Annotated in this window: 10 protein-coding genes; 2 read left to right on the top strand and 8 right to left on the bottom strand. The window is 32.9% G+C overall.

The window, feature by feature from the left end; genetic code table 11:
• Window positions 1-58: 58 nt before the first annotated feature.
• The 6 genes from GQR97_RS05035 to GQR97_RS05060 form a co-directional block, all read right to left on the bottom strand.
• Window positions 59-1,723: a hypothetical protein gene (locus GQR97_RS05035; protein ID WP_158846101.1), complete on the bottom strand. Its 1,665-nt coding sequence runs from the start codon at window positions 1,721-1,723 to the stop codon at window positions 59-61.
• Window positions 1,724-1,735: 12 nt separating this feature from the next.
• Window positions 1,736-4,279, bottom strand: coding sequence for a TonB-dependent receptor (locus GQR97_RS05040; protein ID WP_158846103.1), 2,544 nt, complete (start codon window positions 4,277-4,279; stop codon window positions 1,736-1,738).
• Window positions 4,280-4,451: 172 nt separating this feature from the next.
• Window positions 4,452-6,071, bottom strand: a complete 1,620-nt coding sequence (pgi, locus tag GQR97_RS05045) for a glucose-6-phosphate isomerase (protein WP_158846105.1) — start codon at window positions 6,069-6,071, stop codon at window positions 4,452-4,454.
• Window positions 6,072-6,075: 4 nt separating this feature from the next.
• Window positions 6,076-7,416 (bottom strand): peptidoglycan DD-metalloendopeptidase family protein, encoded by a 1,341-nt coding sequence (locus GQR97_RS05050; RefSeq protein WP_158846107.1) that lies wholly within the window; start codon window positions 7,414-7,416, stop codon window positions 6,076-6,078.
• Window positions 7,374-8,291 carry a tryptophan 2,3-dioxygenase family protein gene (locus tag GQR97_RS05055; RefSeq protein WP_158846109.1) on the bottom strand — a complete coding sequence of 306 codons (918 nt, stop codon included), beginning with the start codon at window positions 8,289-8,291 and terminating at the stop codon, window positions 7,374-7,376. The genes GQR97_RS05050 and GQR97_RS05055 overlap by 43 nt, the downstream gene beginning before the upstream one ends.
• Window positions 8,292-8,294: 3 nt before the next feature.
• Window positions 8,295-9,080: a DUF3108 domain-containing protein gene (locus GQR97_RS05060; RefSeq protein WP_158851599.1), complete on the bottom strand. Its 786-nt coding sequence runs from the start codon at window positions 9,078-9,080 to the stop codon at window positions 8,295-8,297.
• Window positions 9,081-9,463: 383 nt separating this feature from the next.
• Here GQR97_RS05060 and GQR97_RS05065 point away from each other — a divergent pair, with 383 nt between their 5' ends.
• Window positions 9,464-10,957: a sensor histidine kinase gene (locus GQR97_RS05065; protein WP_158846111.1), complete on the top strand. Its 1,494-nt coding sequence runs from the start codon at window positions 9,464-9,466 to the stop codon at window positions 10,955-10,957.
• Between the two features lie 53 nt (window positions 10,958-11,010).
• Window positions 11,011-11,793, top strand: a complete 783-nt coding sequence (locus GQR97_RS05070; RefSeq protein ID WP_158846113.1) for an enoyl-CoA hydratase/isomerase family protein — start codon at window positions 11,011-11,013, stop codon at window positions 11,791-11,793.
• 109 nt (window positions 11,794-11,902) lie between these two features.
• Here the strand turns inward: GQR97_RS05070 and GQR97_RS05075 are convergent, their stop codons facing one another.
• Together GQR97_RS05075 and GQR97_RS05080 are read right to left on the bottom strand one after the other, a co-directional pair.
• Window positions 11,903-12,112 carry a hypothetical protein gene (locus GQR97_RS05075; protein WP_158846115.1) on the bottom strand — a complete coding sequence of 70 codons (210 nt, stop codon included), beginning with the start codon at window positions 12,110-12,112 and terminating at the stop codon, window positions 11,903-11,905.
• Window positions 12,113-12,265: 153 nt separating this feature from the next.
• Window positions 12,266-12,877, bottom strand: coding sequence for a hypothetical protein (locus GQR97_RS05080; RefSeq protein WP_158846117.1), 612 nt, complete (start codon window positions 12,875-12,877; stop codon window positions 12,266-12,268).
• Window positions 12,878-13,230 lie beyond the last annotated feature (353 nt).

The following is a 13,230-nucleotide window of genomic DNA, read 5'->3' on the forward strand; positions in this document are numbered from 1 at the left end:
AAAAACCTCTGACATAAAGTGAGAGGTTTTTTCTTGTTATTTAATTAAAGTGTGGTTATTATTGGTATACCCAAACTCCATCAGTTTTAACTACATACTGAGTTTCTGTTACCGTAGCACCTGTATATGCTACATAAGATACAGCATATTTTTGTCCTTCTTCTGCTCCAGAATCTCTTGCGTTTAATAAAACATTAAAAGCTTCTAATAGTGTCTCATCATCCCAGTAGTTATCACTAGTATCTCTTCTATCAAAACTTTTATAGAATCCTAAGTTATCTGCTGGCCCAGGATAATCTTCTATTAGTGCAGTAGAAATTAAAGTAATGTCTGCAGCTAGTAATGAGTAATTAATTGTGTTATCTGGAACCCATTGACCATCTTCAAAACCATATTGGAATGAAGTTTCAATTATATCTTGAGGTAAAGACCATTTATCACCATCAAAAACACTAGATCCATATTTAGTAGTTGTTTCACCACTACTATAATACCTATATTGAACAGTAGAAACATCTCCAGCCTGAGCATAAGGATATAAAGACTTTAAGAAGATCTCTAATTTGTAGATAGATCCAGAATCAAAGTTACCATAAGATTCACCTAACAAATCATAATCGGCACTAGAGAAAACATAAGGGAATACCCAATCTCCATTATTTTTCGCTACTATCGTTGTAACTTCTGTAATAATTGCTGGGTTTACAACATATTCTCCAGATTCGTATTTAAGAGTCATAACTTGAGTCGTAGTCGATCCATTATAAATGGTATAAGTTACCACATAAATATCACCTTCTGCAGCTGTTGGTAAAATAAGATTTAAACCTTCTAAAATCAATTCTTGACTCCAATAGTTATCACTTGTCTCTCTTACATCAATACTACCATAAGCATCTAAGTTTCCTGCTGGCCCAGGGTTTTCTCCTATAAGTCCAGCAATAATATCATCATAGTCTGTACTTGAAAGCGTATATTCTGTTCCAGATTCAGCAACGACTTCAAAACCTAAATCTATAAATTTACTTCCATCATATTGTAAAGTAAAAGATTCTGAGCTTGAAGGACCATAAGTAGCAAAAGAAACAGAAACTACTTGACCAGCAGCATATTTACCTGCTAAAAGCGCATCCATTGCTTCTAATATCATATCATCAGACCAATAAGAACTACTAGAATCCCATCTACCAAAATTCCCATAACTTGCAGCATTATCTGCAGGGTTCGGGTATTTATCAGCTAAAGCAGCTCCAATAGTTTCAAAATCAGCACTAGATAATTCATAAGCTAAAACCTCAGCATTGTATGTTAACTCTAAAAATGTTCCATTTGAAGCAGTTTCATAATTTGAACTTAAATACCCCTCAATACCAGATAAACCAGCTAAAGTTTCGGTAGTACTCATTGTTTCAAGTAACGTAGGGCTATAAAGATTATATCCAACATTTACTAAAGAACCTTCTCCCCAAACAGGGTACTTATTTGCTAAGAAATCTGGAATAACTAAATCGGCCAGATCCTGGTTTAAAAAATAAGTCTCAAAATCTAATTCATCTTCATAGATTTCATAATCCTCATCAGTAAAAGTATATTGCTCTACACCTTTAATAAAATCGACACCTTCTATATCACGCTCTTGAATATCATCAGTAATATCTTCTAAAGGATTACATCCTGTAAAGACTACTCCTAGAACTAATAAATAATATATTATTTTTTTCATTTTGAATATTTTTTAAAATTTAAGTTTTGCTCCAACACTAAATGTTCTACCTGTACCGAAATACACTAGTGCAGTATCAGCAGTACCATCGAAAGCATCTGTTACATACTCTGTATCAAACACATTATTTATACGACCTGTTAAAGTCGCATCAAATGGACCAAATTTAAAACCGTGACTAACTACGGCATCAAACAATCCGTAATCTGGTAATTTCCAAGCATCATCACCAGGTTCTCCTCTATCACTAGGGTCGTAATCAGCATAAAGATCTCCAAAATAATTGTAATCTAAAACTACTCTTGTATCTGGAGTTAACTTGTAGTTTAAACCTAAAGCTAATGTTGTTTGAGCAGCATCACCAACATGTAAATCTTCTATGAAAAGATCTACTGTAGATATTAGGTTTTGATCTTCATCAAGAATTTGAACATCTGTTACATTGTTATCCCATCTCCAATCTCCTAAAGACATCATCCCTGTAATGTTTAACTTATCGGTAGCTTTATAAATAAAATCAACCTCTAAACCTTGATGAATTGCATTTACACCTAAAATATTAGCAAATGCATTTGTACCATCTGGCTGCTGAAAAGAAGCTGTTTCCGTTCTATCTTTCCAAGTTGTTCTATATACGTTTACGTTAGCAGTAAGTTTATCACTTCTAAACCCGTACCCTAATTCAAAACTAAATATTTTTTGATTTTCAGCATTTTCATTAATATGCTCATTATCAAATTCTTGAAAAACAGCATCAAAATCAGCTGCTTTTTCAAAATAACCAATATTCATAAATACGTTATGGTTATTATCTAATCTATAGTTAGCACCACCTTTTGTACTAAACCCTAAGAAATTATAACGATCTGTTTCTTGTAACGGATCTGTATCTAAATAACCAAAATAATCAACTCTCTTGTAAGAAGTGTTAGATAATGCCGCAGATAAAAACGTATTAAAGTTTTCGTTTACATCATATTCTATTTGTCCAAAAGCACCTAACCAACCTACTAAGCCATCATTATAGTAACTTCTTTTATCTCCAACTTTAAGTATTTGATTTGGATTGTTTACAACATTATCATCTTCTTGTAAATATTGACCACCTAATAAATCTGTTACTTCAGAAAAGTGAATTCCTTTGTAGTTTCTGTAATCAAGACCTGTTAATAAAACTATATCATCAGATAAATCTGTTTTTAAAGTTGATAAAACTCCGTACCAATTATGGTCGTTTCTAGAAGCTCTTAAAGCAGTTGTAGAACCGTTTGCTCCATTTGCAATATTCTCGTCAACAATTTTATCGAAATCAATAGTTCCGTAAAGACCATTTCTATATTCACTATATCCTGTACTATCGAAAGTAAATTTATTATCTCCAGCGGTTCCACCACCACCACCTGAACCAAAAGAGGCATAAGCTACGGTTGAAACAGATGTTTTATCACTTAAAGTCCAGTAATGATTTAAAGACATTTGTGGTTTGTTATAGAAGTTATCTTCTTGATGCAATACTTGTCCATCTTTATAACCCCAATCTGCATTAAATTTTCTCCCTCTTTCACTATTTTCAAAAGTAGAAATCAACTGTCTGTTTTGTCTTTGACCATGACGTTGCTTAGAACCAAAAGCAGTAAACGAAAGTTTATGAAAATCGTTTATTTCTTTAGAAAGGTTAACAAAGTAAGAAACACCTGTGAATTCTGTTCCATCTACGTAACCGTTACCACTAGTTTGAGCAGCAGAAACTGTTGCAGCAAAACCTTTATCATTTACTCCTGTAGAGTATGTAAGACCATATTTTTCGTAACCATCGTTTGCGATAGATGTAAACACACTACCACCTTCTTCAACATCTGTTGTTTTTGTGATCACATTAATTGTTCCACCTATAGAAGGTACAGCCACTTTAGAAGCACCTAAACCTCTTTGAACTTGCATAGTTGAAGTAACATCACCTAAACCAGCCCAGTTAGACCAGTAAACAGCTCCATTTTCCATATCGTTAACAGGAATACCGTTAATCATTACAGCAACGTTTTCTGATTGAAAACCTCTAATTCTTGTTTTAGCATCACCATATCCACCACCTGTTTTCGTTGTATAAATACCTGGTGTAGATTTTAAAATTTCAGGAAATTCTTGTGTTCCTAATTTAAGCTCAATATCTGCCGATTTAATTGTAGATACAGCAACTGGCGTTTTTCTATCAACCGCCACAGATGCAATAATTTGTACAGTTTCTAAACCTACTTGGCTAGGCGCTAACATAACTCTCCCTAAAGAAGCACTCCCTGAAAAAGGAATTGTTTTAGATGTGTAACCAACATAAGTAATTACAATCTCACCTGAGTCCGATTTTGTTTTAAGAGTAAAGTTTCCGTCGAAATCTGTTACAACTCCATTAGTTGTTCCCTTCTCTAATACATTAGCACCAGGAAGAGGCATATCAATACCTTGTTCCACTAAAGTACCTGTAATAGTACTTTGTGCCATAATTACTGTGCTGAATAACAGTGCCACAGTTAGTAATAAATAATTTGCTGTTTTTTTCATAATTTTAATTATGTAATTAATTATTTGAAATTAGTCGGTGCAAAAATACGGATAAATTGCGGGCCAATATTAAGTAAATGTTAACAAATTTAACAATTTCTATAAAAAAGAAGGCCTTAATATTAAAAATATCAAGGCCTTTTTGCTTTTTGTATAAGAATATTCTATCAATTTACTTAAATCGCTTATAATAATTCAATAAATTTTGAGTTGAAGAATCATGTTCATTATTAACATCACCACTAAATTCCTTTAAAATTTTAGACGCTAACTGTTTTCCTAGCTCTACACCAAATTGATCGTAACTAAAGATATTCCATATAATACCTTGAACAAATATTTTATGCTCGTACATCGCGATTAGTTTACCTAAACTCTCTGGTGATAATTTATCTATAAAAATGGTATTTGTTGGCTTGTTACCTTTAAATACTTTAAAAGGTGTTATTGTCTCACTTGTACCTTCGGCAACAACTTCGGCTTGTGTTTTACCATTTAATAACGCTTCAGTTTGCGCTAAAAAATTAGACATTAATTTATCTTGATGATCCTGGTTACCATGTAACGACTTAGTAAACCCAATAAAATCGGCTGGAATTAACTTTGTTCCTTGATGTATTAATTGAAAAAAGGCATGTTGAGAATTTGTTCCTGGTTCTCCCCAAATAATAGTTCCTGTTTGGTAATCTATAGGATTGCCATTTCTATCTACACTTTTACCATTGCTTTCCATGATACCTTGTTGTAAATAGGTAGCAAATTGGTTTAAATATTGTGAATATGGAATTACCACTTCACTTTCTACTTTAAAAAAGTTATTATACCAAACCGTTAATAATGCTAAAACAACTGGAATATTAGACTCAAAATCTTCATTTTTAAAATGCTCGTCCATTTTGTTAGCCCCTTTTAACATGCTATCGAAGTTCTTATAACCAACAGCTAAACTTACGGTTAACCCAACAGCACTCCAAAGTGAAAAACGACCACCAACCCAATCCCACATAGGGAAAATATTATCTCCATCAATTCCGAAACCTTTTACTTTTTCAATATTAGTAGAAACTGCAACAAAATGTTTTGCAATAGCATCACTGCTTGCTGACTTTAAAAACCAATCCTTTAACGTATTTGCATTAGAAAGTGTTTCTTGTGTAGTAAATGTTTTAGAAACAATAACAAACAATGTAGTTTCTGGATCTAATTTTTTAATAACTTCATTAACATGATCGCCATCTACATTACTCACGAAATGAGTTGTTAGTTGGTTTTTATAATATTGAAGTGAATCTACCACCATAGCAGGTCCAAGATCCGATCCTCCAATACCTATATTTACAACATCGGTAAATGCTTTTCCTGTATACCCCTTTCTTGCGCCACTTACAACTTCATTTGTAAAACCTTCAATTTTTTGTTTTACTTGATATATTTCCGGCATCACATTAACACCATCTACTTTAAAATCGGCATCTTCTGGTGCTCTTAAGGCTGTATGCAAAACGGCTCTTCCTTCGGTTTCATTTATTATCTCTCCAGCAAACTGACTTTTAATGGCGTCTTTAAGCTTCACATCATCAGCTAATTCTAATAAATACTTAAGTGTTTCTTCAGTAATTCTATTCTTAGAAAAATCTACATAAAAATCATCCCATTTAATAGTGAAATTATTTGCTCTCGATTTATCTTGAGCAAATAAATCTTTCATATGTACATCTTTTACAGATTCAAAATGCGCTTGCAGTTTTTTCCAAGATGCTGTTGTTGTCGGATTTACGTTTGGTAATGCCATAAGATTAATTATTAAATGATATTGCGTTAGTATTTTGTTTTATTGTAGGTTCTATTTGCTTTTGATCGTCGAAAACATCTTCCAAGAAATCAACAGCGTCCAGTTGTTTTTTTATAGGCTCAATAAATTCTAAATATTTTATTTTTAATGAATCTGAAATCCCTTTTGCTTCAGGTAATTTTTGCTTAAATGGATCTACTTGTTTACCATTTTTCCAAAAACGATAGCATACATGTGGCCCTCCAGTATTCCCTGTCATGCCAACCCAACCAATAACATCGCCTTGTTTTACAAACTGCCCCGGTTTTACATTACGTTTTTTCATATGTAAATATTGGGTTTCGTAAGTGGCATTGTGCCTAATTTTTACATAATTACCGTTACCACCAGAGTAGGTCGATTTAGAAACTGTTCCATTTGCCGTCGCCATAATAGGCGTGCCAATTGGTGCAGCAAAATCGGTTCCTTTATGTGGTCTTAATTTAAAACCGTAAACAGCAATACGTCTTTTTAAATTATATCTCGAAGATATTCTGCTAAACTTAACTGGTGCTTTTAAAAAGGCACGTCGTAAATTTTTAGCTTCATCACTAAAATAATCTACAATACCTTTAGTAGAATCTGTTACATATTCGAAAGCATAAAATGGTTCACTATTATGCTCAAAATACGCGGCTTTTACATCTTGAACTCCAGCATAAATAGTATCATCGATATATTTATCGGTATAGATAACTTTAAACCGATCACCTTTCTGTAAACGTCTAAAATCTATAGTCCAAGCATAAATCTCATCTGCCATTTTATAGGCCAAACGCTGACTTAACCCTTGCTCTTCTAAAGTTTGCGAAATATTATTAGTAATAACACCTGTTGCCGTTTTTTCAATATATTTTATTGGTTTTTTACTTGTATAAGCATGGATAGAATCTTGAAAATTAACAACTACATACTCCTCTACATTTGGTTGATAAACAAAACATTTAGGTGTTTGTAAAGAATCTTTAGCACACAGCAACGTATAAGGTTTGCCCGGCCGTAAACTTCTAACATTAAAACTATCTTTTGCCTTTTCAACTATATTGAATATCTCAGGATAACTTAAATGATTCCTATCTAGGATTTTACCAAAAGTATCACCACTTTTAATAGTATCCCGTTTCACGATAAAATCGTCTAAATTAAAACCAAATTCAAAATTCTCTTCTGGCATTTCAACTAAAGCCAATTCTTGATCTACCACCTCGTCTTGCTTTTCATCGTCTTTACAACTTATAAAAACCAATATGCATGCTAATAGAATTATATATTTGTTCCCCACGTTTCTTTTTCTTGCTCTGTCCATAAATCTGGAAAAAATATTCTTTTTTGGTATTTGGGGTGCATATACTTCACCCATTCACTTCCTCCGGTTGCCTCGGCTGTTTTTCCGTTAATATTTAAATAATGATTTGCGGTATTATAATGGGCCATAACCCATTTTATATTCACCGTATAATCGTAATGCCTCATGGCATCAATCAATTCTTCATTTTCTTGCGATGCTTTAGGAAGCTCCTTAAATTTGCTCCACAAGTTGCTGTTTTTATAAAACTTTATAAATCTAATAAATTCGTCTTTATATCGACCTTCAAAATCAGACAATGTATACGTTTTTTTTCCTGTTTTATAATCTTTACCAGCAGCTTGCCAATACAAATGCTCAAAAGCATTTTCGTAAGATGAGTTTTTATCAAACGTATCCCTAAAACGCTTATCGATTAAATTAATTAGCTCCGTAGAAGCAAATTCAATTTTACGATATTGTGCGCTTTGAAACCCACTTGCAGGCGTTAAAGTTGTCCTAAATTTATTGTATTGCTCCACGTCCATTCCATCCTTCATAATAGTAAATGAAGATGTTAACACATCAAAATAGCGACTAATGCGCATTAATTTAGATGTAAACGTCTCGGTATCAATAGTATCATTTTTTGCAATTTGATCCATTTCCGAAAGCACCATTTTAAACAGCAATTCGTTAACCTGGTGGTACATGATAAAAACCAACTCGTCTGGAAAAACAGTACGTTGTACTTGCAAACTCAACAACGCATCGGTTTGTATATAATCCCAATAATTAATAGGCTTACTATGCAGTAAGCCTTCTAAATGCGCATCAACATCTTGATCAATAGCATCAAATTTATCTTTAATTTGGTCGGTAAGTTTAGAGTTCAAAGTTTATTGGTTTTTAACAACAATATTAAAAGGATGTTTCAACCCTCTAAAAGCGTCTAAATCTGCTCTAAGCGAACCCACAGCCAAATCTGCCTTTATACGCAAAGGTAATTTATTTTTATCTTTCGAAACCCATAGCGTTAAACTTTCTTCCTCTTTAAAAACGCGCCCTGCCATAACATACGGTCTAAATTTCAAGGCTCTAACCTTACCAAAATCGGTATCAATAGTTTCTTCACCTAGATACTGTAATTTAAAACCATAATTTTCTTCATCAAAAAACATATCAATCTTTACCTCGTTACCAACCTCTAAATTATCGGTATCTAAATGATTACGTAAATAATAAAAAGTCGATACCATATCTTGGATATTAGGCTTTGTATCAACAATTATCTTTTTTTTATGTTTTTTATCATTAACATGTGCCTTATTATTTTTTTGATCAAAATCAATTTCTAAATCCTTAGTATGCCCACCTTCGTCAATATTTCTAACAAACTTGTAAGGCAAAATAGTCGTTTTATCAAAATAACTCTCGTATCTATCCTTCACTTTAAAAAACCATTTAATCATGCCAGTGGTCCACCCTTTACCTACAACATGGTAAACAGGTCTTCCATCTAAAACTTCATCATGCACGGCTAACGTAGCATTTCCTGCTTTAAGCCAATTACTATAGCTCATCCTAAATTTAAACCATTCGCCATCTTCAAAAGCCGATTCGGGCTGCGAAAACCCAGTTTGCGCAACAAAAACCAACGATAATATAAGTAGTATTCTCTTCATTTGTATGTGGGTCATATCTTGTAACTTTTTAAATGTACAATTATTGTAACAAGCAAGAAATTACAATTACTATTCCAAAAATATAAAAATTCTCATTATTGCCATTACTTATTAGAAGCTCTTAACGATAATTTGTTACATCTGTACAAAATTTAACGATTTAGTGCAGTTTTTTAAATTATTTGAGCGTTACCCGAAAAGGGTCGGGCTTTCCGCAGTCGCTTTTTTGTGTTGCATAGGCGCAACAACACAAAAAGAGCTCCAACAATGCTCCAATCCCTAACGCAGGCCTCCGCTAAATTAAAGACTAAAAAAACTTTTAAGTTTACCGCTGCAAGCTTTGGTGCGATTATTGTTATATTTAGACCACTACAATTTTATTAATGAAAATAAAAAAACCATCACTTCGTACCCGAATATTTCTGTCCATGATCCTTTTGGTTCTACTGGCATCCGTTCTAATTACAGGCATAGCCATTTACCAATATAAGGAAGAAACGCAAGATTACCATACCGAACGCTTAGAACGGAAGGAGCTTAACACAAAAACACACATAAAACGTGTTTTAAATGGACGCCAAAACACTTGGGAAGTAAAAACCGAAAATATCCCCATAATATTTAAAGAAGAAATCTATAGTATTGCCGACATACATAAACTTCAAATTATACTTTACGATTTAGATGGCGGCTTACTTATTGCTTCTAGCGCAGGTTTACAAAAATCGGCCGTAGAAAAATGTTTAAGTGCCAATGTTTTGAACGCTATATCTAATACGCCAGATCATCGCTATGTGGATAAACATATGGAAAACGGACAAACCTTCCAGTCTTCTTTTACTTATGTTACCGATATTAAATCGAAACCCATAGCCATATTAAACATTCCTTATCTAGAAAATGATGATTTTCTTGCCAAAGAATTAGACGAGTTTTTATCTCGTATTATTTACGCCTATTTATTTGTACTTCTTATGGCCATCGGAATTGCTTTTTTATTATCAAAATACATCACAAAATCCCTGAAAACAATTAGTGATAAAATAAACACCACGCGTTTAGAAAAAAGAAACGAACGTATTGAAATAAGTGATACCAGCGAAGAAATTTCAACCCTGGTAACATCATACAATAGCATGATTGACGAGCTTGAGGAAAGTGCTGTGCAATTAGCAAAAAGCGAACGTGAACAAGCTTGGCGCGAAATGGCAAAACAGGTAGCTCACGAAATTAAAAACCCATTAACACCTATGCGTTTAACGGTGCAAAGCTTCCAACGAAAGTTTAACCCTGAAGACGAAAATATACACTCAAAATTAGACGAATACAGTAAAACTCTTATTCAGCAAATAGATACCATGAGTTCTATTGCCTCTGCTTTTTCTAATTTTGCAAAAATGCCCGCACAACAAAACGAAACTCTAAACGTAGTTGAAATTGTAAAACTAGCTTTAGATATTTTTAATGAACACTACATTTATTTCACCTCCGAAAAAGAAGAAATTATTGCCGTTTTCGATAGAACACAACTTATACGTGTAGTTACCAATTTAGTAAAAAACGCCACACAAGCTATGCCTATAAAAGATGACCCTAAAATAGACGTCTATGTTGGCACAAATAACGGCAACGTAATTTTAACGGTTTCCGATAACGGCACAGGTGTACTAGAAGAAAACAAGAAAAAACTTTTTGAACCAAAGTTTACAACAAAAACAAGTGGCATGGGGCTTGGTTTAGCTATGGTAAAAAATATTGTAGAAACCTATAACGGAAGTATTTCATTTGAATCTGAAAAAGACAAAGGCGCCGTTTTTAAAGTTGTTTTCCCTCAAAAATTCGAACATTCTAAAAACTTCAGAGATGGTGTTTCTTAGAAAGAATAAAGAAAATAATTAAATTAACATCAGTTTAAAAAACATCAAACATTATGAGTTACCAAAATATATTAAGCGAAACCAATAACGGGATCACAAAAATCACAATTAACCGCCCAACAAAGCTTAACGCACTTAATAAAGACACCATAGAAGAATTACACAAGGCTTTTAAAACTGCAAACAAGGATAAAAACACCAAAGTAATTATTTTAACAGGGAGCGGAGAAAAGGCATTTGTTGCCGGTGCAGATATTAGTGAGTTCGCTAATTTCTCGGAGGAAAAGGGCGGGAAACTTGCCGCTAAAGGACAAAAAATATTATTCGATTTTGTAGAAAATTTATCGACTCCTGTTATTGCTGCAGTAAATGGTTTTGCGCTTGGTGGTGGATTAGAATTAGCAATGGCTTGCCATATTAGAATTGCTAGCGATAATGCGAAAATGGGACTTCCAGAAGTTTCGCTTGGTGTAATTCCTGGATATGGAGGCACACAACGTTTACCACAATTAGTAGGGAAAGGTCGCGCTCTAGAAATGATTATGACCGCTGGAATGATAGATGCCGAGACTGCGAAAAGTTACGGCTTAGTAAACCATGTGGTTACTCAAGCAGAATTAATTCCATTAGCAGAAAAAATAGCGAATAAAATGATGAGAAATTCGTCTGTAGCTATTGCCAAAGCAATAAAAGCCGTAAACGCAGGTCTTGAAGACGGCAAAAATGGTTATAAAACAGAAATAAAACAATTCGGAAAAAGTTTTGGGACGGCAGATTTTAAAGAAGGCACTACCGCTTTTTTAGAAAAACGTCCTGCTCAATTTCCAGGAGAGTAACACTTACTTAAAACAACTTATTTGGGAGTGGCTTTTTATTTAAATAAGCTACTCCTTTTTTATAACCAATTATTCAATAAGAACTCAATATCAAATAGTTAAAACAATTTTACGCTTCCCACCTCTTAAGGTTATCAATTTCATCTCCAATTAGTTTGTCGAATATTTTGGTAGCAATAATCCAATATAGTACGCAATAGAGAACACCAATTGATATAAATAAATATTCCCAACGTGTATTAGCAATTAATCTCGAAAAACAAATTAATCCCACTATATTTAAAACACCCCAAACTATGTGTAAAATAATACGTTTCAATATCCAATTGGATTGTGTGCTATTTTTCCCTAAACCATTATTGGTTTTGTTATTTTTATAATTCTTAAGTAAATTAAGTATTTTTATAGCCTAGTTTTTGAAGAAGAAAAAAGGTGAACCTTTACGGTTCACCTTTATCAAATTAAGTTAGAATTAATTAATTGATTTTGTAAAAGTTCTACCATCTGTACGGCAAACTACTTCAAACTTACCTAGACTTAAGCCTTCTAGCTTGTAAATACGTTCGATAACTTTAGAGTTTTCAACTTTTTCTGAGTGAATAGTTTCTAAAACACCATTGCTTGAATCAGATTCAAAAAAGATCTCGATGTTCAAAGGTGCTTCATCTAAAGAAAGTTTAGTTACATAAAGTAAATCTCCAACTACTCTGGTAACAGGCTTATAAATTATTTTCTCTTCGCCTTTAGCGAAAGTAACAACATCCGCATCAACTGTAAACGGTATTGTATTAATTTCTACATCTTTATCAATTTCAAATAAATATGAACCATTTGGAAGTTCAGTTAAATCGAAACCTTTAGTATAGCTTCCAGATTTTTGAATGAATTCTTTATATAGTACAATGCCATTTTCATCTTTAATAGATAATAGGTTCCCCTGTTTAACATCTGTTAAAGTAAGTGAGGTTTTGTCAGCATCATTTTTTATTGTAATAAATGAAACTTCATTTGCGAAACTTAAAGTGGTAGTAAAAATTGTTACCATTAAGATTCCTTTTCTAAGGTGTTTAACTAGGTTTTTCATGATTTGGATTTTTTAACGTTCAACATGTCAAAAATACAACCGATCCGCCAAACCTAAAACATTGATTTTGACACATTTGTTTGCTATTTTAACCGTTATTATTACATTAACTATATGTTAATTAAAATACCATATATCGAGGTTAAAAATGCATATAAACACCTAATATCAAAATAGGGTAAACTTAATAAATAGAAATTTTAGATTAGCAATTGATAATATTTTTAATAAAAAAATACAGTCAATTCTACTAAAAATATTTACAACCTAATAACATAGATCAAAAAATAAAAACCTCACGAGTCAGATTTGTTTATGTTCCCAGGAAAGTTTAAAGCAAAAAAAAGTGGGCT

It is taken from the genome of Algibacter sp. L1A34 (assembly GCF_009796805.1).
In the GTDB taxonomy this organism is placed as follows: domain Bacteria; phylum Bacteroidota; class Bacteroidia; order Flavobacteriales; family Flavobacteriaceae; genus Algibacter.